The organism is Micromonospora sp. CA-248260, assembly GCF_050942205.1.
GTDB lineage: Bacteria > Actinomycetota > Actinomycetes > Mycobacteriales > Micromonosporaceae > Micromonospora > Micromonospora antibiotica.
On record NZ_CP192021.1, the window covers coordinates 6,677,523 to 6,699,606 of the forward strand.

Annotated in this window: 20 protein-coding genes; 10 read left to right on the top strand and 10 right to left on the bottom strand. The window is 72.1% G+C overall.

Annotation, left to right across the window (positions count from 1 at the left end):
- The first annotated feature begins 1 nt into the window (after window position 1).
- Complete coding sequence (locus ACQP2H_RS29080; RefSeq protein WP_357536468.1) at window positions 2-997, top strand: ABC transporter ATP-binding protein; 996 nt, start codon at window positions 2-4, stop codon at window positions 995-997.
- A gap of 68 nt (window positions 998-1,065) precedes the next feature.
- On the opposite strand, the gene ACQP2H_RS29085 is transcribed toward ACQP2H_RS29080, so the two are convergent.
- The 7 genes from ACQP2H_RS29085 to folP form a co-directional block, all read right to left on the bottom strand.
- Window positions 1,066-1,566 carry a hypothetical protein gene (locus tag ACQP2H_RS29085; protein WP_219465081.1) on the bottom strand — a complete coding sequence of 167 codons (501 nt, stop codon included), beginning with the start codon at window positions 1,564-1,566 and terminating at the stop codon, window positions 1,066-1,068.
- A 65-nt stretch (window positions 1,567-1,631) separates the two neighbouring features.
- The gene (locus tag ACQP2H_RS29090; protein ID WP_088643875.1) at window positions 1,632-1,937 is read right to left on the bottom strand and encodes a hypothetical protein; all 306 of its coding nucleotides are present in this window, start codon (window positions 1,935-1,937) and stop codon (window positions 1,632-1,634) included.
- 107 nt (window positions 1,938-2,044) lie between these two features.
- A complete protein-coding gene (locus ACQP2H_RS29095) occupies window positions 2,045-3,259 on the bottom strand; it encodes an ABC transporter permease (RefSeq protein WP_208567748.1) in 1,215 nt (404 codons plus the stop codon).
- 101 nt (window positions 3,260-3,360) lie between these two features.
- Window positions 3,361-3,882: a DUF3180 domain-containing protein gene (locus ACQP2H_RS29100; RefSeq protein WP_374197533.1), complete on the bottom strand. Its 522-nt coding sequence runs from the start codon at window positions 3,880-3,882 to the stop codon at window positions 3,361-3,363.
- Between the two features lie 19 nt (window positions 3,883-3,901).
- Window positions 3,902-4,429 carry a 2-amino-4-hydroxy-6-hydroxymethyldihydropteridine diphosphokinase gene (folK, locus tag ACQP2H_RS29105; RefSeq protein WP_219465082.1) on the bottom strand — a complete coding sequence of 176 codons (528 nt, stop codon included), beginning with the start codon at window positions 4,427-4,429 and terminating at the stop codon, window positions 3,902-3,904.
- A complete protein-coding gene (folB, locus tag ACQP2H_RS29110; protein ID WP_208567746.1) occupies window positions 4,426-4,785 on the bottom strand; it encodes a dihydroneopterin aldolase in 360 nt (119 codons plus the stop codon). Before folB ends, folK begins: the two co-directional genes overlap by 4 nt.
- On the bottom strand, window positions 4,782-5,678 hold the full coding sequence (gene folP, locus ACQP2H_RS29115; RefSeq protein ID WP_219465084.1) for a dihydropteroate synthase: 897 nt from the start codon (window positions 5,676-5,678) through the stop codon (window positions 4,782-4,784). The genes folB and folP overlap by 4 nt, the downstream gene beginning before the upstream one ends.
- Before the next feature lie 356 nt (window positions 5,679-6,034).
- On the opposite strand from folP, the gene ACQP2H_RS29120 reads away from it, so the two are divergent.
- The 7 genes from ACQP2H_RS29120 to ACQP2H_RS29150 are packed head-to-tail and all read left to right on the top strand — an operon-like array spanning window position 6,035 to window position 14,901.
- A complete protein-coding gene (locus ACQP2H_RS29120; protein ID WP_091247662.1) occupies window positions 6,035-6,349 on the top strand; it encodes a hypothetical protein in 315 nt (104 codons plus the stop codon).
- Window positions 6,350-6,362: 13 nt separating this feature from the next.
- Window positions 6,363-6,725 carry a hypothetical protein gene (locus ACQP2H_RS29125; RefSeq protein WP_067302246.1) on the top strand — a complete coding sequence of 121 codons (363 nt, stop codon included), beginning with the start codon at window positions 6,363-6,365 and terminating at the stop codon, window positions 6,723-6,725.
- A 49-nt stretch (window positions 6,726-6,774) separates the two neighbouring features.
- Complete coding sequence (locus ACQP2H_RS29130) at window positions 6,775-10,599, top strand: ATP-binding protein (protein ID WP_433229587.1); 3,825 nt, start codon at window positions 6,775-6,777, stop codon at window positions 10,597-10,599.
- Window positions 10,600-10,601: 2 nt separating this feature from the next.
- Complete coding sequence (locus ACQP2H_RS29135) at window positions 10,602-12,560, top strand: MFS transporter (RefSeq protein WP_433229590.1); 1,959 nt, start codon at window positions 10,602-10,604, stop codon at window positions 12,558-12,560.
- A 4-nt stretch (window positions 12,561-12,564) separates the two neighbouring features.
- Window positions 12,565-13,113, top strand: coding sequence for a hypothetical protein (locus ACQP2H_RS29140; RefSeq protein ID WP_219465088.1), 549 nt, complete (start codon window positions 12,565-12,567; stop codon window positions 13,111-13,113).
- The gene (locus tag ACQP2H_RS29145; protein ID WP_433229593.1) at window positions 13,110-14,285 is read left to right on the top strand and encodes a M23 family metallopeptidase; all 1,176 of its coding nucleotides are present in this window, start codon (window positions 13,110-13,112) and stop codon (window positions 14,283-14,285) included. Before ACQP2H_RS29140 ends, ACQP2H_RS29145 begins: the two co-directional genes overlap by 4 nt.
- A gap of 13 nt (window positions 14,286-14,298) precedes the next feature.
- Window positions 14,299-14,901 carry a hypothetical protein gene (locus ACQP2H_RS29150; RefSeq protein WP_357536477.1) on the top strand — a complete coding sequence of 201 codons (603 nt, stop codon included), beginning with the start codon at window positions 14,299-14,301 and terminating at the stop codon, window positions 14,899-14,901.
- 5 nt (window positions 14,902-14,906) lie between these two features.
- Here the strand turns inward: ACQP2H_RS29150 and ACQP2H_RS29155 are convergent, their stop codons facing one another.
- A complete protein-coding gene (locus tag ACQP2H_RS29155) occupies window positions 14,907-15,467 on the bottom strand; it encodes a hypothetical protein (protein WP_433233719.1) in 561 nt (186 codons plus the stop codon).
- Window positions 15,468-15,690: 223 nt separating this feature from the next.
- Between ACQP2H_RS29155 and ACQP2H_RS29160 the strand changes: the two genes are divergently transcribed.
- Both ACQP2H_RS29160 and ACQP2H_RS29165 read left to right on the top strand, forming a co-directional pair.
- Window positions 15,691-18,306: an FtsK/SpoIIIE domain-containing protein gene (locus tag ACQP2H_RS29160; RefSeq protein WP_433229596.1), complete on the top strand. Its 2,616-nt coding sequence runs from the start codon at window positions 15,691-15,693 to the stop codon at window positions 18,304-18,306.
- A 156-nt stretch (window positions 18,307-18,462) separates the two neighbouring features.
- Window positions 18,463-19,167, top strand: coding sequence for a hypothetical protein (locus ACQP2H_RS29165; RefSeq protein WP_433229599.1), 705 nt, complete (start codon window positions 18,463-18,465; stop codon window positions 19,165-19,167).
- A gap of 108 nt (window positions 19,168-19,275) precedes the next feature.
- Here the strand turns inward: ACQP2H_RS29165 and folE are convergent, their stop codons facing one another.
- Both folE and ftsH read right to left on the bottom strand, forming a co-directional pair.
- Window positions 19,276-19,938 carry a GTP cyclohydrolase I FolE gene (gene folE / locus ACQP2H_RS29170; RefSeq protein ID WP_219470430.1) on the bottom strand — a complete coding sequence of 221 codons (663 nt, stop codon included), beginning with the start codon at window positions 19,936-19,938 and terminating at the stop codon, window positions 19,276-19,278.
- 35 nt (window positions 19,939-19,973) lie between these two features.
- A complete protein-coding gene (gene ftsH, locus ACQP2H_RS29175; protein WP_219465091.1) occupies window positions 19,974-21,980 on the bottom strand; it encodes an ATP-dependent zinc metalloprotease FtsH in 2,007 nt (668 codons plus the stop codon).
- Window positions 21,981-22,084 lie beyond the last annotated feature (104 nt).

Genomic DNA, 22,084 nt, shown 5'->3' on the forward strand with positions numbered 1-22,084 from the left:
CGTGGACGTTACCCCCGGGGGCACCGGCGACGCAGGACACACTGCCGCCTCGATCACGCTCGACGGCATCCGCAAGCGGTACCCCGACGGCACCGACGCCGTCCGCGAGCTGAGCCTGGAGGTGCCGGCCGGCGAGCTGGTGGTGCTGATCGGCCCGTCCGGCTGCGGCAAGTCGACGGTGCTGCGGATGATCAACCGGCTGATCGAGCCGACCGGCGGCCGGATCATGCTCGGCGACGAGGACATCACCCGCGTCGACCCGGTGAAACTGCGGCGGCGGATCGGCTACGTCATCCAGAACGTGGGGTTGTTCCCGCACCAGACGGTGACCACCAACGTCGGCACCGTACCCCGGCTGCTCGGCTGGTCGAAGGAGCGGATCCGGCAGCGCAGTGGCGAGCTGCTGGAGCTGGTCGGGTTGGACCCGGCCCAGTTCGGACGCCGCTACCCGCACGAGCTGTCCGGCGGGCAGCGGCAACGGGTCGGGGTGGCCCGCGCGTTGGCCGCCGACCCGGTGGTGCTGCTGATGGACGAGCCGTTCTCCGCCGTCGACCCGATCGTGCGGACCCGGCTGCAGGAGGAGTTCCTCCGGCTCCAGGCCGAGGTCCGCAAGACCATCGTGCTGGTCACCCATGACCTCGACGAGGCAGTCCGGCTGGGCGACCGGATCGCGGTGCTGTCCGAGGGCGGCCGGCTGGAGCAGTACGACACCCCGGCGGCCCTGCTCGGCACGCCCGCCTCGCAGTTCGTCCGGGACTTCGTCGGGGCGGACCGGGGCATCCGCCGGCTGGCGGTCACCCCGGTCACCCGGGAGGTGCTCGACGGGGAGGCCACCGACGCCACCCTGCCGGAGCTGCCGCTGGGCCGCTCGGCGTACGACGCCCTGGCCGCGATGCTCACCGCCGGCACCGACGCGGTCCTGGTCACCGCCGACGGCCGGCTGGCCGGCACGCTCAGCCGCGCCCGGGTCCTCGATCTGGGGCAGCCCGGCAGCTAGCCGGCGTGGAAGTGCCACCCGGACCCGGTCCAGCGGGTCGGTGCGGGGGCGGGCCGGCCGCCTACGGGTCAGGCCCGGCCGCCCAGGCTGGCCAGCCCGATGATCCAGCCGGCGAAGAAGCCGTAGCCGGCACCGGTGCCGGTGGCCTCGAACGCGGCCTGCAGCGGTCCGTCCGTGGTGAGTAGCGCCGCCACCAGGGTCGCCGCCGCCCCGGCCAGGGTGTACGCGGCCCAGCCGGAGAAGAACTGGCTGGCCGAACCCGGCACCCGGGCCACCTGGCCGGTCGGCAGCAGGTAAAGCAGCGCGGCGGCGAACACCAGCAGCAGGATGGCCCGCAGGTCGGTGGCGAGCACCCCGTGCGCCGGGTCCGCCGACTCGACCCGCCAGGCCGGCCAGGCGAGCAGCCGCAGATACCAGCCACCGGCGGAGTTCGGGTCGGTGTGCGCCTCGGCCCAGCTCACATACCACGGGCTGCCGCAGACGCCGACGAGGATCAGCGCGGCGAGGGTGCCGGTGCCGGCGGCGGTGCCGTACCCGCGCACGGTACGGGGACGTTGGGTGAGGGCCATGCGGCGGGAAGTGCCCGACCCGCCCCGACCGGCAAACCTCTCCCGCCAGCCGGCGACGCGACCGCTCAGTGCTTCATCAGGTAGTCGATGAACGCGGCCCGCAGCAGCGGCGCGGACTCCTCGTAGCCGTGCCCGGTCAGCTCCCGCCACAGCGCCGCCGCCTCGTCGATGGTCGGCCCGACCGAGTTGGGCGCCCCGTCGAGCGCGGCGGCCTCGTCGGCGTTCGGCAGGTGCCGCAGCACCGACCAGAAGAAGCCGACGTCCCGCCGCTCCCGGGCCCGCGCGAAGGCCCGCTCCCGCAACTCCTCCGTAGAGAGGGCGTCGAGCTGGTCGAAGGTGTGGCCGGTGCCGGCGGAAGGAGTCTCGGTCATGCCCGCGAGCCTAACCGGCGAGATCCTTCCCGGCCCGTCGTCCACGCCCGCCCGTACGGTCGCCACCGGTCCGGGCCCCGCTGGGATGGTCCGCCGCCCGATCGGGGTCACCGTTCGTCGGCGTCCCAGCGCGGCGGGCCGCTCTGCCAACGGGGGGCCTCCCAGGGGTCGGGCGGGGTGTCGGCGTCGGTCGTCCGCTCCGGCAGCGCCGGGGTCCAGTTGCGCGCCTCGCCGGCCGGGGGCATCGACCACCCGGAGCTGATCGCCCCGTCCCGCACCGGCGGCAGCTCCACCGGCTCACCCCGGGCCGTCCGGGGTCGGCCCCACGTCTCGACCATCCGGGTGACCACCAGGCCACCCGCGAGCGCCACCCCACCGACGGCCCACCGGTCGGTCGGAGCGCCGGTCCCGGTCGCCCAGGCCAGATAGGTCACCACCAGGGCGACCGCGAGGAGGGCACCGAAGATCCCGCCCCGCCGGCCGTACGCGCTGGCACCGCCGAGCATGGACACGCCCACCGCGAGCACCGTCCAGTCCAGCCCCGACCCCGGCGTCACCGGGCCGGTCGCGTTGGCGGCGACGAGCACCCCGGCGAGCGTGGCGAGCACGGTGGAGGCGGTCAGCGCGGCGGCGGTCACCAGGGCGGCCGCCATCCCGCGACGCAGGGCCGGATCGGCCACCGGCCGGAACCGGCCGACCAGCCGACGTACCGCCCGGATCGCGCCGAACGCTCCGAGCAGGACGGCCACCGCGGCGAAGCCGGCGAACAGGTAGTAGGCGTTGCGCCGGGGGTCGTAGTCGGCCTGCACCGCCACCGGCAGGGTCCACCGCTCGATCCACACGATCATTCCGGCGGCGGCCGCGAGGCTCGCCGCCCAGCCGGGCACGTGCAGCACCACCACCGCCCAGGCCAGGGCCAGCCCACCCAGGGCGGCGGCGACCAGGGCCGGCACGACCGCCGTGGACACCCCCCGGTCGCCCTGCTCGGCGAAGTGCAGCGCGGCGGCCAGCGCGACCGGGCCGATCGCCAGGTTCACCGCTGCGGTACGCAGGCTCAGCCCGGCGGCGACGACGAGCAGACCCAACGCGACCGCGTCGACGAGCAACCGGCGCAGGCCCGCCCCGCGCAACGCGTCGGGGTTCTCCCGCCAGAGCAGGTAGGCCAACGCGACGAGGGCGAGCAGCAGCACCAGTTCCCAGACCACGTGCACGCCCAGCCGGTCGCGGCCGGGCTCCCCGTGCGTCGGGTCGTCGAAGACGGTGTCCAGTGCGGTCACGGGCACCTCTGCCGACGCCGCCCGGCCCGGTTCGTCGTACACCATGCGGTGCGCCTCCCAGGTGACCGGCCGTCCCCGGTGACGGCTGACTGTTCTCCGGTCGCCAGGCACCGTACCCGCGCGCAGGGCCGGGCGTAACCCCTCGGTCAGCGGCCGGATCGGTCCTGCCGGTCGTCGGCGTCGTCGTCGGACTCGGGGACCCGGCAGGAGCGTTCGAGCCAGAGCGCGGCGGCGACCAGTGCCAGGGAGGCGAGCGCGCCGGCCCCGGCGGCCGGCCGGTCCTCGATCGCCGCGTTGGTCGGCTCGACGAAGAGCCAACCGGTCAGCCCGGCGTAGAAGCCGAGGAAGATCGCCCCGGCCAGCGCGGACGCCTTGGCCAGCACCACGAACCGGGCCACCAGCAGCGGGTTGACCGGTTCCCGGCCGGGCTTGCGCTCGATGCGGCCCCGGGTGTTGACCGCCGCGTACGCCTCGAGCACGGCCAGCGCGGCCAGGGTGACCACCGGCAGCCAGGGCAACCGGGGGATCCCGCTGTAGTAGAAGCTGCTGATCAGCAGCCAGGCCAGGGCCGCGGCGGCGAGCGCGGCGACCACCAGGGTCGAGAACCGGGTGGGGCCCATCCTCGACCCGTCGGGTTCCTGGTCACGGGGCGGTCGGGGCGCTGTCATGCCGGCCGGCTCCACTGGTTCATAAGTCCGACTCTAACGTCAGATCGGGGCGCGGGTTCAGTTCCAGGGCGTCACCGGCGACCGGTTCGGCGTTGAGCAGGTCGGTGAGCCAGCCGTGGCCGGTCAGTCGCCCGTGCGGGTCGATGTCGATCCACGGTCGGAGCACGAAGGCACGCTGGTGGGCGCGGGGGTGCGGCAGGGTCAGCTCCGGGTCGTCGCTGAGCACCGGCTGGCCGCTGTCGTCCCAGACGGCGACGACGTCCACGTCGAGGGTGCGCGGGCCGAACCGGCGGGCCGGGTCGCGGACCCGACCGGCGGCCCGTTCGGCGGCCTGCGCGCGGGCCAACCAGTCGCCCGGGGCCGCCGCCGGGTCGGCGACCATCACCGCCGCGTTGAGGTACGCCGGCTGGTCGGCGTCCCCCCAGGGGGGCGTCTCGTAGACGCCGGAGAGCACCAGCACCGTGTCACCGAGGCGGTGCACCGCGGTCCGCAGGTGGCCAAGCCGGTCGCCCAGGTTGCTGCCGATCGACAGCACCGCCCGGGTCACCGGGTACGCCGCAGGGTGACCGACACGTCGGCGAAGGGGTGCGGGATCGGGGCCTCGGGTTTGTGGACGGTGACGGTGGCGGCGGTGACCAACGGTTCGGCGAGGCAGACCGCGAGCAGCCGGTCGGCGAGCGTCTCGATCAGGTTGACCGGCTCGCCGGTGAGCACCGCGACCAGCCGCTGCGCCAGCTCGCCGTAGTGGACGGTGTCGGTCACCTCGTCGGAGCGGGCGGCCGGGGCGAGGTCGAGTTCGAGGACGGCGTCGACCACGAACTCCTGCCCCTGGGCGCGTTCGAAGTCGTACACGCCGTGTCGGCCCCGGGCCCGCAGGCCGGTCAGGGCGATCCGGTCGGTCATCGTCGTCCTCCCTCTGCCCGGCCGGCGTGGGCCGGGTCCTTCCCGATGGGGGTGGTGGCGAGCCGGGGGTGGCCGGTGGCCGACCAGACGGCGAGCGCGTCGACGGTGCCCAGGACGTCGTGCACGCGGACCCCCCAGGCGCCGGCGGCCACGGCGAGCACGCTGGTGGCGACGGTGGCGGCGGCCCGGCCGTCGGTGTCGCGGGGGGTGCCGTCGGGTGCGGCGAGCAGCCGCCCCAGGTAGGACTTGCGGCTGGCCCCGAAGAGCAGGGGGAGGCCGAGTTCGAGCAGTTCCGGCAGGCGGGCGCTGAGTTCCCAGTTGTGCGCGGCGGTCTTGGCGAAGCCGAGCCCGGGATCGATCACGAGCCGGTCGGCGGCCACCCCGGCGGCCAGCGCGTCGTCGACCCGCTGGGCCAGCTCGGCCCGGACGTCGGCGACCACGTCGGTGTACGCGGCCAGCTCGGCCATTCCGCGCGAGTGTCCCCGCCAGTGCATCAGCACCCAGGGGCAGCCGGCGTCGCGGACCACCCGGGCCATGTCGGGGTCGGCCAGTCCGCCGGAGACGTCGTTGACCACGGCGGCCCCGGCGGCGACGGCCGCCTCGGCCACCGGTGCCCGGGTGGTGTCGATGCTGACCGGCACGCCGGCGGCGGCGAGTTCCCGGATCACCGGCAGCACCCGGGCCGCCTCGGTCCGTGGGTCGACCCGGTCGGCGCCCGGTCGGGTGGACTCGCCACCGACGTCGACCAGGTGCGCACCCTCGTCGCGCAGTCGCACCCCGTGTGCGACGGCGGCGTCCAGATCCGCGTACCGGCCGCCGTCGGAGAAGGAGTCGGGCGTGACGTTGAGGACGCCCATCACCACCGGGGCCTGCGCCCGTACCAGATCGGTCACGACTAGACGGTACCGGTCGCGCCGGGGCGTCCCGGGAACCCCCACCGGCCCTCTCCACGGCCGGACTGACGTGCCGATTAGAACAGGTGTACTATCGGTCTTCCGGGCCGAATCGGGTCGACTCTTCGCGGCTTGTCGCAAAGGGGGGCGGCCCGTACGCTGTGGAATTGCCCAGCATCAAGAGATGGCGAAGCCTGGAGGGAGGGCCAAAGCGGGAAAATCCCCCCAAATCTCGCCACTCTCCGTGGTGGGAGACCCGCACCGCGTCAACGATGCCGTGCACAGTGAGCACATTCCCGCCAGGCTTGCCTACTGCACCACCGCGGCGCCGCCGGCCGCGTTATGGGGAGGTTCCAGTGATCGCCTTCGAGCTGATGGAGACGACGTCGTCCGGCGTCGCGCAGGTGCTGCACACCCTGGCGACGGCGCCACTCGCCGAACCAGCCCCCAAGGGCATCGACACCAACGGTGTCGTCACCTTCTTCGCCAGCAAGATCGCTCCCATCCTGCTCGCGGTGCTCGGGGTCATCTTCATCGGGCGGGCCAGCCGGGGTGAGATCTCCAAGGTGCTCACCAGCTCGGCCATCGCGATCGTCGGGCTGGCCTTCATCGCCGGCGCGGCCACACTCTTCTTCATCGGTGACTATCTGATCGATCTGATCTTCGAATAGGCGCGGGCGAGACATGCGGCTGCGCACCGACGACGACATCTACCGGGCCCGCCTGGTCTACCTCGGGCCGCCCGGCTACACCCTTCCGGTCCACCTGCCCTACGCCCAGTACGGCCTGTTCATGCTGCTCGTACCCCTCTACATGTTCATCCACTGGCTGTTCACGTTGCAGGTCGAGCTGTTTCCCGCCTGGGAGATCGCGCTCGCCATCGTGAGCACCTCGTTCATCTTCCGGTACGTCGACCCGGACCGGCCGGCGCGGATGGTCATCCGCACCGCGCTCACCGACTGGCGACGCACCCGGGAACCGGCCGCCGAGCTGCGGGACCCCCGCCTGGTCGGCAGCCGGATCAGGATCCGGGAGGAACTGGCATGACCGGGTGTACCCGCATCGGGCAGTCGGACCACATGGGTGAGGCGGTCGAATGAGTCGCTCTTCCACGCCGGGTTTCCCGGCCGGACGACACAGCGCCCCACACGGTAACCGTGCGCGCTCGTTCGACTACCCCCAGGAGGAGTTGCGGGACGACGAGCCGTACGACCCGACCCTGCTCACCGGCCCGGGCAAGGTCGGCGTCTTCCAGGCGCCCCGCCCAACCCCCGGCGGGGGCACCCCCCCGGTCGAGCCGGTCTCCGCCGCGCCGATGCTGGTGGGTGACGGCACCGACATCGACTCCCCCTTCCTCGATCTCTTCGGCGGCGGTCCACGCCCCGGCACCCCCCCGGCACCCGGTGGGCCGCCCCCCGGCACCGCCGCGCGGCGCGGCCCCGGCCGGCAGCCCCAGCCCGCCCCGCACCGAATCGCCGCCGCGTCGACGCCACCGGCGGCGATCGAGGCGCAGGCGCCTCCGGCGGCCATCGAGGCGGCCCCGCCGACCGAGCGACCGGCCCGTACCCGGGTTCCACACCAGCAGGGCGACCGGTCGGCGGTCGCCGGTGACCGGCCGACCGAACCACCGCAGCGGGCACCGCGCCGCGTCCCGGCCGAGTTGTTCCCCCGGGACACCGGCGAGCCGCTCACCGCCCGCGAAGCGGCCGAACGGGCCCGCCGGGAAGCCACCGAACGGGCCCGGGAAGCCGCCGACCGCAGCCGCCGGGAAGCCGCCGAGACCGCCCGCCGGGAAGCCGCCGAACAGGCCCGGCGGGAAGCCGCCGAACAGGCCCGCCGGGCGAGCGCCGAAGCAGCCCGACGGGAGGCGATCGCGCAGACCCAGCGCGAAGCCGCCGAACAGGCCCGACACGAGGCCGCCGAGACGGCGCAGCGGGAAGCCGCCGAGCAGGCCCGCCGGGCGGCGGCCGACGCGGCCTGGATCGAGGCCGCCGAGCGCAGCCGGCGCGAGGCCGCCGAGTCGGCCCGGCGGGACGCCGACGAACAGGCCCGAAGGGCCGCAGCGCTGACGGCTCGGCCCCGCCCCACCCCGGTGGAGTCCCCGCCGACGACCTGGCCCGACCACGTCGAGCCGGTCTGGCCGGAGACCACCGACCCGGCCTGGCCGGAGCCGGCCGAACCGGTCCGCGTCGAGTCCGTGACCGCGCCGGCCGGCGCGCTGACCGCCGAACCGACCCGGCGTGCACTCGTCGAGCCCGACCCCACCGAACCCGGCCCCCGCGAACTGGCCGCGCCGAGGCAACGTGCGGCGAGCCGCCGGACCGAGGCGACCAAGCCCGTCCGGGTACGCCCCCCGAAGATCAAGTTCGGTGACCGGGACCCCTCGATCGACCTGGCGATCACCGAGATCGCCGGACACCTGACCTTCACCCCCAACACGGTCACCGCCTGGTACTGGCTCCCCGAGGTCCGATGGGCGTTCCGCCCGGACGCCGAACGCGAGGCGCTGCTCTCCGCGATCTCCGAGCAGTACGCCGGCCTGGCCGGTTTCCGGCTGCACCTGCGCCGCACCACCCGGCCGTTCCCGGCCGACGAGTGGGCCCGCACCATCGACGCGCACACCGCGTCACCGCTGCCCGACGTCCCCGGCACACCCGGCTGGGCCGACCACCTGGTCGCCGCACAGCAGCACCTGATGTCGGTCAACCACGCCGAGGGACAGACCTACCTGGGGGTCACCTTCGCCCGTCGCTCGCTCGGCGACTCCCTCACCGAACGCCTGCTGCGCGCCTTCGGCAGGGGCACCGCCGACGGGGAGCGTCGCAAGCTGGGCCGCACCGTCGAGCAGTTCGACGAGGTGCTGGGCAGCTTCGGCATGCGGGGTCGGCGGGTCACCGCACAGGAGCTGGAGTGGTTGCTCTACCGCTCGGTGGCGCTGTGCATGGCCCCGCCCGGCACGCTCTCCCCGGTTACCAACGGGCGGTGGGAACGCGGTGACCTGCTCGCCCTCACCGAACAGGTCGAGCGGTACCGCACCCCGTACGGCACCACGGTCAAGCTGGTCAACCGGATGACCGGGGAGGAACGGCACGTCGCCGTGCTCGCGGTCGGCCGGATGGAGCCGTTGGAGATCCCCGAACGGCACGAACCGTGGCTGCACTTCCACGAGCGGCTGCCCTGGCCGATGGAGATCTCCACCCGGGTCGACATCCTCGGCTCCGGTGACTCCTTCCGTAACCTCGAACACCGGCTGCGGATGATCCGCTCGCAGCAGCTCGACTACGCCGAACACGGCATCGACGCCCCGCCCGAGCTGGAGCGGCTCGCCAAGCGGGCGCTGGTGATCGGTGACGAGATGACCACCGGCCTGCCGGTCGACTCCGCCCGGGCGCACGGCTGGCACCGGATCGCCGTCGGCGGCCGGACCCGCGAGGAGTGCATGGAACGGGCCCGCCGGCTCATCCAGCTCTACTCACGCGAGCTGCGCATCTCGCTGCAACACCCCAAGAACCAGGACTGGCTGGCCCGGGAGTTCATCCCCGGGGAGCCCATCGCCAACACCGGCTACGTCCGCCGGATGCCGGTGCCGCTGCTGGCCGCCGCGCTCCCCCAGGCGGCGTCCACCGTCGGTGACCGGCGGGGCGACCTGATCGGTCGTACCGCCGGGACCTGCCGCCGGCCGGTCTTCCTCGACCTGCACTTCCCGATGGAGGTACGCGAGCGGTCCGGCCTCGCCGTCTTCGTCGCCGAACCCGGCGGTGGCAAGTCGACGCTGCTCGGTGCGCTCGGCTACCTGGCCGCCCGGCGGGGGGTCCAGGTCACCCTGCTCGACCCGTCCGGCCCGTTGGCCCGGCTCTGCGCCATGCCCGAACTCAAGCCGTACGCCCGGGTGCTCAACCTGACCGGCTCGGAACCGGGGACGCTGGCCCCGTACGCGCTCATCCCCACCCCGCTGCGCAGCGAGTTCAACAGCGGCGCGGCGGGTGACCGGGAGTTCGAGATCGCCGTCTCCAACGCCCGGGCCGAGCGACGCATGCTGGTGCAGGACATCTGCATGATGCTGGTGCCACCGCAGGTGGCCAGGGAGGCGTCCACCGCCACCCTGTTCCGGCACGCGGTACGCCAGGTGCCCGCCGAGGAGACCTCCACCCTGGACGACGTGGTCACCTGCCTGCAGGGGCTCGACGACGACGCCGGCCGGGAACTGGCCCACCTGCTGCTCGACACCGCCGAGATGCCGCTGGCCATGCTCTTCTTCGGCCGCCCGCCGGAGGGGCTGCTCGGTGCCGACGCGGCGCTCACCGTGATCACCATGGCCGGTCTCCGACTGCCCGACCTCAAGATCGAACGCGAGTACTGGTCGGCCGAGGAGGCGCTGGCGCTGCCGATGCTGCACACCGCGCACCGCCTCGCCGTACGCCGCTGCTACGGCGGGTCGATGTCCTCCCGCAAGCTCGTCGGCCTGGACGAGGCGCACTTCATGGAGGGCTGGCGCTCCGGCCGGTCCTTCCTGGTCCGCCTCGCCCGCGACTCCCGCAAGTGGAACCTCGCCGCCCTGGTCGCCTCACAGAACCCCAAGGACATCCTCGGCCTCGACGTCCAGAACCTCGTCTCCACCGTCTTCGTCGGCCGGATCGCCGAGGACACCGAGATCGCCTCCGAGGCGCTCCGGCTGCTCCGGGTCCCGGTCGACGACGGCTACGAAGCCACCCTGGCCTCCCTGTCCGCCGTCGACACCACCTCCGCGACCCGGCTCGGCTTCCGCGAGTTCGTCATGCGGGACGTCGACGGCCGGGTGCAGAAGGTCCGGGTTGACGTGTCGTACGTCGAGGGGCTGCTGGACCACCTCGACACCACCCCCGCCGCAGCCGCTCAGGCCGCCGGGATACTACCGACCGTCCTGGCTGATCTGGAGGCGTGACAATGGCGAGGACCCGGGCACGGATCACGGCGCTCCTCCTCGCACTCGGCGTACTCGCCGGTGCCACGATCGCCTGGCCGGTGATCGGGGCCACACCGGCGTACGCCGCGACATCCGTGACGGCACAGGCCGCAGCGGATCTCTGCACCACCAAAGAGTGGCAGGCCGACTTCCGCGCCTGCGTGAAGAAACTGAAGCAGGTCAGCGAAACCGAGGTGGACTGCCGCAAGCCACCGGTTCCCTCAGCCCCCGACTCCGGGCTGGCCGGCTGGTTCGCCTCCCGGCCCGACGCGTCGAAGCTCCCCGGGCCGAAGGGCCTCTACAGCGACTACGGCTACGGCGGCTACAGCTTCAACACGTACGACGTCGATGGTGGCTGCGCCTCCACCGTCCTGCATCCGGACTACAAGTTCACCACGACCGTCGCCAACGGCGAACTGATGATGGCCACTGCGGTGGTGGGTGCCTCGAACGCGCTCCGGGAGCGCGCCTGGGATCCACGGTCGATGTGGAACTGGGCGGACCCACTGGTGGAGAAGGCGACCAAGGCCGTCTACCAGAAGGTGTTCAGCGTCTTCGGTATCGTGACGCTCTGCGTGGTGGGCCTCTACCTGCTCTGGCGTTCCCGTCAGTCGGACATGAGCAACGCGATGACCACCGCTGGCTGGGCACTGCTGGTGATGGTCGCGGTGACCGCGCTCGCGGCCTGGCCGGTGAAGTCCGCCAACATAGCTGACGGCACCCTCATCACCTCCCTCGGCGTCGTACACGACGCCGTCGGACCTGCGACCCGTGACACACCTGCAGACCAATGCGACGACCCCAATCCCGATGCATGTAAAGACAGTCGACCTCCTGCCGTCCGTGCCAGCGACACCGCCACCGAATCGATGTTGTACCGCAACTGGCTACGTGGGGTCCTCGGTTCGGCGGACAGTGAGACCGCGCAGAAGTACGGGGCGGCCCTCTACGACGCCAAGTCGCTCTCCTGGGAGGAGGCGGAAAAGCTCCGGCAGAACCCCGCCACCCGCGAGGCCACCATCAAGGCCAAGCAGCAGCAGTGGATGACGGTCGCCGAGCAGATCAAGGCCGAGGATCCCGAGGCTTACGAGTATCTCCAGGGCAGCCGGGACATGGACCGGATCGGTTCCGGGTTCATCGCGGTGCTCGCCTCGCTGCTCTTCGCCATGTTCGACCTCACCGCCTCGTTGTTGGTGTTGCTCGGCTTCATGATCTTCCGTTGGGCGGTCATCGCCGCACCGATCCTGGGCACGATCGGCCTGCTCCGCCCGGCCAGCGCCGGGTTGCGGCGGCTTGCGAACGCCGTGGTCGCCGCCGTCTTCAACATCGCCATCTTCGGCACCGGGGCGGCGATCTACCTGTTCGCCGTCGACCTGATCATGAGCACCCCCACCCTGCCGGGCTGGCTTCAGGTGGTGCTGGTCTGGCTCTGTGGTGTGGTCGGTTGGTTGTTGCTCCGGCCCTACCGGAGGATCACCCAGCTCGGCGGCAAGGACAGTAGTGAGGCGGTCGGCTCGGCCGGGTCGTGGCACCGCCGGTTCTTCCGGGACATGCGCGTCGCCGCCCGCCTCGACGTGGCCGAGCCGGGAGGTACGGCCGAGCCGAAGCTCACCCGGCGGCGCGGGGCCGCGCTGGAACCGGTCACCCTGCGTCCTGAGGCCAGACGCGAGGACCCCAGCCACTCCACGGTCAGCACGCCGGCGCAGCGGGAACGCCCGGATGGACGCGAGCGCGCCGACGAGACCGAGGCGAAGCCACCGTCGCGGGAGACCAGCCGGCCGACGGCCGCACCCCGCCCCCGGCGCCGCACTCCGGCGAGCTGGACCGAGCCGGACGTACCGGAGGAGGCCCCGTCCTTCGTGGTCTACCGACCCGGCTCCGCCACACCCGCACCGACACCGGTGAAGCCCAGCCCCCGTATACGCTCCGAGGCCAGGTGACGCGATGCGGCGAGCAGTCGAATTCCTCTTCACGCGACTCATCCGGTCGCGACTCGGCATCGCACTCGTGATCGCCGTGCTGGTGCTCGGGGTGATCGGCACGGCCCGCCTGGTCTCCGGTCCCGATGACCTCAGAGCGGGACTCAGCAGCCGCCCACGGGAACCGATCACCACCGTCGATCCGGAAGAGGGTGACGACGGGGTCATCGCCACGCCGTCCCCGGAGTCACCGCGTACCCGACCCGGTGAGTTGACCCCCGAGCAGACGGCCACCCGGTTCACCACTGCCTGGCTGGGAGGGTCCACCACCACTGCCGAGCAGTGGCAGGCGGCTCTACGGCCGATGTCGACGCCGGAACTCACCGAGAAGTTGACCGGTGCCGACCCGGCCGGGGTGCCTGCTGTCAAGATCGCCGGCGCTCCGACGCTGCGTCCCCGGACGGCGGTCTTCGCGGAGGTTCTGGTTCCCTTGGAGGGCGGACGGCTGCGGCTGGAACTGGTTGCACCCGACGGCCGTTGGTTGGTGGATGCCGTGGACTGGGAGCGGGAATGACTGCCGAGCTGTCACCGACCGGAGCCCCACGCCGCCGGGTCCGGGTAGGTGCCGTCGCCGCCGCACTGACCGGCGTTTTCGCGCTGCTCTGCTGTGGTGGCGGCAGCGCCGCGTTCTTCCTGACCAATCTCGGTGGCGACCAGGAGACCCTGGTGTCGAACGAGCAGCAGTGCGATGACGAGCACCGGGTCAGTGTCACCGGCAAGATGCCCCGGATGTCGGTGTACGGGGCCACTCAGATGCGTAATGCCGCAGTCATCATCAAGGTCGGTCAGGAGATGAAGGTTCCGCCCCGGGGCTGGGTGATCGCGGTGGCGACGGCGATGCAGGAATCGGCGTTGCGCAACCTGTCCAACAGCACCGTCGCCGGTTCCAGTGGCATTCCCAACGAGGGGGTCGGGTCTGACCACGACTCCCTCGGCCTGTTCCAGCAGCGGGCCGGCTGGGGCAGCGTCACGCAACGGATGAGCCCCGACTATGCGGCCCGCAAGTTCTACGAAAAGCTGCTGAAGCTCGACGGTTGGGAGCGGATGCCCCTGACCCGGGCCGCGCAGAAGGTGCAGATCAGCGCCTACCCCGACGCGTACGCAAAGCACGAGGACGTCGCCAGTCAGATCGTCAACGCACTGGCAGGTGGGGCCGCCCGGACGGTCCAGATCGCCGACCGGTCGGTGTGTGACCGGGCCTCCGCGCGGACCATCGCCGCTTCCGGATGGACCGCGCCGATCGAGGGCGGGGTCGGCTCCGGCTTCCGTACCGCGAGTCGACCGCGACACAACGGCGTAGACATCGGCGCACGCAAGCGCACCGAGATCCATGCCGCTGCCACCGGCCGGGTGCTCGTTGCCCGCTGCGATCCGGACCACGATGGCAATCTCAGCTGTAATGTCGACGGCTTCCCCGGAAAGGGGGGGTGTGGCTGGTTCGTCGACATCCTGCACGCCGGTGGTTTCGTCAGCCGCTACTGCCACATGATCGAAAAGCCGCGGGTGACCCCCGGGCAGCTCGTCAAGGCCGGTGAGGTGATCGGCCTGGTGGGCAGCAGTGGCAACTCCTCCGGCCCACACCTGCACTTCGAGGTGCACGTCGACAGTGACCGTAGCTTCGCCGGTGGGATCAACCCGGTGCCGTTCATGCGGCAACGTGGTGCACCGCTGAACGGCTCGGCATGAGACCGACGCGACGATGAGCGGACCGCTGCCGGACCCCTTCGCCGGCCAGCCCGACTGGGCACCGCTACCGCCGAGGCCGATAGAGATCGTTCCCGCCACCAGCCGGGTCGAGCTTCGTGGCCGCCGCGTCCTCGTCGGGCTTCCGGGCCTCGGGTGGCGGGGAGACCTACGCGCCGACGAACGGGTGGTGCAGGGCAGCCGCACCTACGTGCCGATCATTCCCGAACACGAGTGGTACCGGGCAGAGTCCGACCAGGTCGAAGTTTTCGCCCCGCTCGTCCCCGTGGAACGGGTCTGGGTGGAGACCCTCGGGGCCCGCCCATCGACCACTGATGCTGGTCGTGGCCAGGGCATTCGTCTGGTCTCCCTGGACGGACCGACACACCCCGCCCCCACCCCGGTCTTCGAGACGGATGCGGTCAACGGCCGACGGGTGGTGCACGTCGAGGACTCCACGGAACACCGCGATCTTCGCGCGGTGACCGAGTCGTATTCGGGTGCCGACGGCGACATCTGCGTGCGGGTCACTCCGGAACTGGAGTGGTACCGCTGGGCCTGGCGCGGACAACCGCCCACCACCCTTGAGGTTCCGGTCCACCTGCTGTGGATCGAGTAGTTGTCTCAGATCCCCCTGCGGGCCCCACAAACTCGCCAACCGTCTCGGATATCGATGACGTCGAAGGTCCAGTCTTCCCTGCGACTGCTCCGCTGCTGCCCGTTGGATGAACCCGCAATGGTCAAGGTCGTCGTCACCGACTCACCCTCGGAGGTCTTGACCCTAGTCAGCGGCCCCCAACCTACCTTTACCACTACGTTGAATTTTTGCTCTCGCTGCCGCAACTCGCTGCGGAGAGCGTCGACCGCCTTGAGATCGGCGTTGCCACAAACGAGGAGTTCTGCGCGGGTGTCGTTCTCATTGACCAGAAACTCGCGAAGGTAGTTGTCCACCACGACGTCCGGGGCGCTGCGGTCGGGGGTGGCGGCCCGCTCGTACAGCACGTAGCCGGTCACTCCGGCCCCCACACAGAGCAACGCCAACACCCCGCCGACGACGGTGAGGACGGTCCGGAGCCGGCGAGGCCGACGCGGCGGCACCGGCAGCGGCGCAGGGGGTGCCGACTGGTCCGGTGGGGTCCGCTGCGCCGGTACGCGGGACACCTGGGAACCGGCGGGGGGCTGCACTGATTCCACCCCCTGAGGCTATCGGCTGGCCGCCTCGTACCCAATGCCCCGGAAGCTGCAGATCGTGACAGGACGACCCCGGCAGGTGAGAGTTCTCCACCATTCGCGACAAGCCCGGCGCATCGCCGTCGTGCATCCCGGGGGAGCGGCCCGGGCTGGGATACGGTCTGCAGTCGGGGGTATCCAACCTCGAAGGAGGGGTGGACACGCCTCGGAAAGAGGGGTGGACGCGGTGGCCGGTCCGAAGGCTCGTACGAACCGCGCCGCAGCCCTGCACCGTCGGGCCGCCGCCACCGTCGCCGCGGCCACCGTCGTCCTCGACGAGATCCGTCCCGCCCCCGCCGACCAGCGTCGCCAGTACGAACTGGCGGACCGGCTGCGCAGCGCCGCCGCCCTGCTCGCACCGGGGTGGGCCGGCGTCCCGCTGGAGACCCTGTCGGCGGACGCCCCGTGTGGTGAGGAAAATCCGCCCTTCGTGCGGATCGGGGTGGCGGCACCGTTGGAGGATGCCCGTTTCCCGGCCCTGGTGCCGTTGTTCGGGTCGGGGCACCTGACGCTCGACGCGGACGCCCGGGACCTGCGGGTGCGCGGCCTGCTGCGGGCCGTACTGCTGCGGGTGCTGGCGGCCATCCCCGCAGGTTGCCTGCTGGTGCGCGGCGTCGACGGCACCACCAGCCGACCCGGCGCGGGCGTCGCCCCGGGCGGTAGCCGGGGCGACGGTGTCGGGTTGGGGGGCGACGGCGTCTTCGCCCCGTTCGCGGCGCTGGTCGACGCGGGTCTGCTGCCGCCTCCGGCGGCGGACGTGGCCGGGCTTCGGTCGGTGCTGACCGAGGCAGAGCAGTGGGTGTCTCCGGGTGCCGGTCGTCCCCGTCGGCACGACCGGACCCTGTTGCTGGTGATCGCCGGGTTGCCCGAGTCGACCGGGTCGAGCGACCTGGACCGGATCGTGGCGCTGGCCGAGCGCGGCCGGGGTGCCGGTCTGCACCTGGTGGTGGCCGGTTGGCCGGTACTGGGTCGGCCGCCGTTGCCACAGGCCACGCCGGTGCGGCTACGCACCTCGTACACGCTGGTGGGTGATCCGCCAGGCAGCCCGTTCAGCGGACCGGGCACCGAGTCACCGGGTGGGCTGAACTGTCCCGTCCTCGTCGACGAGGATCCCGGTCCGGAGCTGATCGGGGCGGTGTGTCGTCGGCTGGCCGACCAGGTGGAGGCGGGTTCCCGGTTGGGTCTGGCCGAGTTGTTGCCGCCCGGGGATGCCGAGTTGTGGACGACGACGTCGGTCGACGGCCTGTCCACCACTGTCGGGGATGCCGGGGGCCGGCCGGTCACCGTGGGCTTCACCGAGTTGACCCCGCACTGGTTGGTCAGTGGCCGGTCGGACGCGGGTCGGTCGGCGTTCCTGACCACCGCCCTGCTCGGCCTGACCGCCCGGTACGGCCCGGACGAACTGGCGCTGTACCTGGTGGACCTGGGCGACGGCGAGTCGTTCGTGGAGTTCCTCCAGACCGAACGGGACCGGTCGTGGTTGCCGCAGGTCCGCGCGGCGGGTATGGCCGCCGACCCGGAGTACGTCCGGGACCTGTTCGACCAGTTGGCGGCGGAGATCCACCGACGGGAGGAGGCGGCGGCGCGGGCCGGTGGTCAACGGTTCGCGGAGCTGCGTGACCATCAGGTGCTGCCCCGCATCGTCTGTGTCCTCGACAATTTTCCGCTGCTGTTGTCGGATCGGGATCCGGTGGCTGCCGAGGTGCTGGCCCGGTTGGACGGGCTGGCCCGCTCGGGGCGGGGGTACGGCGTCCACCTTGTCCTGGCCGGGGCGGGTGACCTGGGTGTCGGTGCGGGGTCGGCCCCCCGGGACTCGGTGCTGGGGCAGTTCCCGGTGCGGGTGGCGCTCGCCGGGGGCAGCGCGGTGCTGATGCCGACCAACGATGCCGCCGCCGGTCTGGCGGTGGGTAGCGCGGTGGTGAACACGGCCGGTGGGCTGGGTGGTCCACGCGGCGCGACCCGGGGGCACGAGCGGTTGGTCCGGTTCCCCGATCCGCACGACGCCCCGGAGGTGGTCGAAGGGCTGCGGCGTCGCCTGTTCGCAGCGCGGCCGGAGGGTGCCGTACCGCCGGTGGTGTTCGCCGGGTGGGCCCGGCCGTTACTCGGTAACGACCCACGGATGCGGGCCGCCGTCGCCGGGCGGTCCGGTGCCCCGGCGGCGCTGCTGGGTCGGGCGGTCGACGTGGCACGGACGACCGTGGCGGTGCCGCTGGGTCCGGTGGCCGGGCGCAACCTGGCGGTCCTCGGGCCGGGCCTGGCGGCGGCGGCGCTGCTGGCGACGGCCGCCCGGAGCGTCGCCGCGCACCACCCGCCGGGCGGCGCGGAGTTCGTGGTCGCCGCGCTGACCGAGGGGTCCGCCCCGCTGGCCGCCGCGCTCGCCGCCGAGTTGGGTGGGTGTCACCGCGTGTCGACGGTGGACGGGCCGGGCCTGCTGACCGCCTCCACCGGCACCGGCCCGACCTATTTCGTGGTGTTCGGGGTGGACGTACCCAATGCGGAGGAGCTGCCGCCGGAGCGGCTGCGCACGCTGCTGCGGGAGGGCCCACCGGCGGGTCGGCACCTGTTGGGCTGGTGGCGGACGGTTCCGCCGTTCGCGGGGTTGGTGGAGCCGGACGACGAGGTGGGCAAGCTGGCCGCGGTCGCCACCGTCGACGTGCCGGGTGCGCAGCTCGCTTCGCTCTTCGGCCATCCGGTGCAGTGGCGTCCCCGACCGGCCCGGGTGGTTCTCTGGGACAGTGCCGACGACCGGGGCACCGTCCTGGTGCCGTTCGCCGACGAGGAGGAAACCTCGTGACCGGCCGCGTGGGGAACGGGTACGGCCTGACCGGGCGCGGCCTGACCGCGAGGGACCGACCGCCACGGGGGCCGCAGCTGGGCGACCGCGAGGGGGACCTGAGGTGACCGACCGCGAGGGGGACCTGGCCGTGACCTGTCGTGCGGAGCGTCGGGCGTGAGCATCGATGACGCGGTGACGGTGGCACCGGTCCGGCAGCGGCCCGCCGGTGAGCCGGCCCCGTCGATGACCGCAGCGTGGACCGAGTATCTGGCCGCCGCCCGCCAGCTCGACGGGGTACGCCGGGGTGCGGCGACGGCTGCCGCGGCGCAGTCCCGCGCCGTGGAGGCGGCCCGTGCGGAGTTGGCCGAGGTACGCGCCCGGTTGGTGCCGCAGCAGGCGAGGCTGCGCGAGTTGGGCGTACCGGCGATCTCGTTGGCCCCGACGCCGCCGGAGCTGACCGAGGCCACCAGGGTGATGCTGGGCGGTCCGGCGGCGGTGCTGGCCGGACTGCGTACGGCCCAGGGCTGGGTGGAGGGCGCGGACGCGGCGTTGGCCGCGCGCGGTGCGCCGCGTCCGGCGGCCTGGCCACCCCGGTGGCGCAACCTGCTGGTGTACGGTCCGCTGGCGCTGATCGTGCCGGTGGTGCAGTTGGTGCTGTTCCTGACGGTCGACTCCGGCCCGGTGAGCGTGGCGGCGCTGCTGGTGGGCCTGCCGATGCCGGCGGCGGCGTTCGCGGCCGGCTGGGTCGGGATCAGCCGGCTGTTCCCTCCAGGACCGGACGGGAGGTGGGAGCGTACCCCCCGGCTGGGGCTGCTGACCTGCCTGGTGCCGGCAGTGGTGACCACCGCCGGGATCATGCTGGCCCTGCTGGCCGGCTGACCGCCGGCCCCGGCCCGCACCGCTGACCCCGGCCCGCACGCCAGCTCAGGGCTCAGGGCTCAGGGCTCAGGGCTCAGGGCTCAGGGCTCAGGGCTCAGGGCTCAGGGCTCAGCGGGGGATGATCAGTGACATCGCCTCGGCGCGGGACTTCGCGTCGTGCTGGAGCACGCCGCGCACGGCCGAGGTGATGGTCTTGGCGCCGCTCTTCTGGATGCCGCGCATGGCCATGCACATGTGCTCGCATTCGAGTATCACGATGACGCCGCGCGGTTGCAGTCGGCTCATCAGCAGGTCGGCGATCTGCGAGGTGAGCCGCTCCTGCACCTGCGGACGCCGGGCGAAGACCTCGACCAGTCGGGCCAGCTTGGACAGGCCGGTGATGCGACCGTCGGGGCCGGGGATGTAGCCGATGTGCGCGCTGCCCCGGAACGGCAGCAGGTGGTGCTCACAGAGGCTCATCATGTCGATGTCCCGGACGAGCACCAACTCCTCGTGGTTGGCCTCGAAGGTGGTGCTGAGCACCTGGGCCGGGTCGACCCGGAGGCCGGCGAAGAGTTCGGCGTACGCCCTGGCGACCCGGGCGGGGGTCTGCTGGAGGCCGTCGCGGTCGGGGTCCTCCCCGACCGCGATGAGGATCTCGCGGACCGCCTTCTCGATCCGGCCGAGGTCCATGGTGTCCTCGATCGGACGACCGTTGAGCTTGCCGCTGATCAGGCGGGCGGCGACGTAGTCGAGTGTCTCGTCTCCGGGCTCGGTGGACGAGGCGGCCAGCCCCGCGTTGTCGGGGCTGGCCGCGGCGTCGGTGTTCAGTGCAGACCGTCCGAGTTGTTCGAGGAGCCGCCGACGGAGATGCCGTCCGCGGTGGCTTGCGCCTTGAGCTTCTCCTTCTCGGCCGGGGTGAGCACCGGCGGCTCAGTGGAGGGCAGGCGCTTGCCGAAGCCGTTGTACGGGGCCATCGGCGGGCGCTTGACCACCCGCGAGCAGATCCGGGCCATGTCGGCGGTGGAGAGGGTTTCCTTCTCCATCAGCTCCAGGACCATCCTGTCCAGGACGTCCCGGTATTCCACCAGGATCTCCCAGGCCTCGTCGTGGGCCAGTTCGATCAGGGCCCGCATCTCGCCGTCGATCTCGGCGGCGACCGAGTCGGAGTAGTCCCGCTCGTGGCCCATGTTGCGGCCGAGGAACGGCTCGTCCCCGCTGGTGCCGTACTTGATCGCGCCGAGCTTCGAGCTCATGCCGTACTGCGTGATCATCGCGCGGGCCAACTGGGTGGCCTTCTCGATGTCGTTGCCGGCGCCGGTGGTGGGCTCGTGGAAGACGAGTTCCTCGGCGGCCCGACCGCCCAGCGCGTACGCCAGGGTGTCGATCATCTCGGCCCGGGTCTGGGTGTACTTGTCCTCGGTCGGCAGGACCAGGGTGTGCCCCAGCGAACGCCCCCGGGACAGGATGGTCACCTTGTGCACCGGCGCGGCGTGCGGCAGCGCCCAGGCGACCAGCGCGTGCCCACCCTCGTGGTACGCGGTGATCTTCTTTTCCTGGTCGCTCATCACCCGGGTCCGGCGCTGCGGCCCGGCGATCACCCGGTCGATCGACTCCTCCAGCGAGTCGTTGCTGATCGCCCGCTGTTCCTTGCGGGCGGTGAGCAGCGCGGACTCGTTGATCACGTTGGCCAGGTCGGCCCCGGAGAAGCCGGGGGTACGCCGGGCGACCGCGTCGAGGTCGACGTCGGGGGTGAACGGCTTGCCCTTGGCGTGCACCCGCAGGATCGCCTTGCGGCCCTCCATGTCGGGGGCGTCGACGGGGATCTGCCGGTCGAACCGGCCCGGACGCAGCAGCGCCGGGTCGAGGATGTCCGGCCGGTTGGTGGCGGCGATCAGGATGACCCCGCCCTTGGTGTCGAAGCCGTCCATCTCGACGAGCAGCTGGTTGAGGGTCTGCTCCCGCTCGTCGTGGCCGCCGCCCATGCCGGCGCCACGGTGCCGGCCCACGGCGTCGATCTCGTCGACGAAGACGATCGCCGGGGCGTTCGCCTTGGCCTGCTCGAAGAGGTCGCGGACCCGGCTGGCGCCGACACCGACGAACATCTCCACGAAGTCCGAGCCGGAGATCGAGTAGAACGGCACCCCGGCCTCGCCGGCGACGGCGCGGGCCAGCAGCGTCTTACCGGTACCGGGCGGGCCGAAGAGCAGTACGCCCTTCGGGATCTTGGCGCCCAGGGCCTGGTATTTCGCGGGGTTCTGGAGGAAGTCCTTGATCTCGTGGAGTTCCTCCACCGCCTCCTCGGCCCCGGCCACGTCCGCGAAGGTCGTCTTCGGGGTGTCCTTGGTGATCATCTTCGCCTTGGACTTGCCGAAGTTGAGCACCCGGGAGCCGCCACCCTGCATCTGCGACATGAAGAACAGCAGCAGGAGCACGAGCAGCGCGATGGGCAGCAGGTTGACCAGCAGGCTCACCCAGATGCTGTCGGACGACACCTTGGCGTCGGCCGGGCCGGTGACCCGGTTGGCCGCCTTGGCCTCGAGGACCTCGTTCCAGACCTGCTCGCCGGCCTGGTACGGGAACTGGGCCTCGATCCGGTCGGTCGTGGTGTCGCCGAACTTGGTCTTCTCGGCCAGGTTGAGCTGGAGCGTCTGCTCCTTGTCCTGGAAGACGACCTTGTTGATCTTGGCGGTGTGCAGTTGGTCGAGCGCAACGGAAGTGTCCACCCGGTGGTAGCTGGGACCAGCGGTGAACAGCTGACTGAGCACAACGGCGCCGAGGATGACCAGGATGATCCAGACCACCGGTCGGCGGAAGAAACGCGTACGTTCCATGCTGTTGTCGAGCGCCGAGGCGCCCGCATCCTCCTGATCGACGTCCTGACCGTCTGAATGGTGTCGCCGCCGGAGGCGGCGTCGAGCCGCCGTGCGGGCCGGCC

Excerpts from the sequence above, each read along its gene's own strand:
- ACQP2H_RS29090 (WP_088643875.1), bottom strand. The coding sequence starts at position 1,937 with ATGACCGAGACTCCTTCCGCCGGCACCGGCCACACCTTCGACCAGCTC.
- ACQP2H_RS29085 (WP_219465081.1), bottom strand. The coding sequence starts at position 1,566 with ATGGCCCTCACCCAACGTCCCCGTACCGTGCGCGGGTACGGCACCGCC.
- ACQP2H_RS29150 (WP_357536477.1), top strand. The coding sequence starts at position 14,299 with ATGAGCGGACCGCTGCCGGACCCCTTCGCCGGCCAGCCCGACTGGGCA.
- ACQP2H_RS29125 (WP_067302246.1), top strand. The coding sequence starts at position 6,363 with ATGCGGCTGCGCACCGACGACGACATCTACCGGGCCCGCCTGGTCTAC.
- ACQP2H_RS29140 (WP_219465088.1), top strand. The coding sequence starts at position 12,565 with ATGCGGCGAGCAGTCGAATTCCTCTTCACGCGACTCATCCGGTCGCGA.
- ACQP2H_RS29145 (WP_433229593.1), top strand. The coding sequence starts at position 13,110 with ATGACTGCCGAGCTGTCACCGACCGGAGCCCCACGCCGCCGGGTCCGG.
- ACQP2H_RS29100 (WP_374197533.1), bottom strand. The coding sequence starts at position 3,882 with ATGACAGCGCCCCGACCGCCCCGTGACCAGGAACCCGACGGGTCGAGG.
- ftsH (WP_219465091.1), bottom strand. The coding sequence starts at position 21,980 with ATGGAACGTACGCGTTTCTTCCGCCGACCGGTGGTCTGGATCATCCTG.
- ACQP2H_RS29135 (WP_433229590.1), top strand. The coding sequence starts at position 10,602 with ATGGCGAGGACCCGGGCACGGATCACGGCGCTCCTCCTCGCACTCGGC.
- ACQP2H_RS29130 (WP_433229587.1), top strand. The coding sequence starts at position 6,775 with ATGAGTCGCTCTTCCACGCCGGGTTTCCCGGCCGGACGACACAGCGCC.
- folB (WP_208567746.1), bottom strand. The coding sequence starts at position 4,785 with ATGACCGACCGGATCGCCCTGACCGGCCTGCGGGCCCGGGGCCGACAC.
- ACQP2H_RS29095 (WP_208567748.1), bottom strand. The coding sequence starts at position 3,259 with ATGGTGTACGACGAACCGGGCCGGGCGGCGTCGGCAGAGGTGCCCGTG.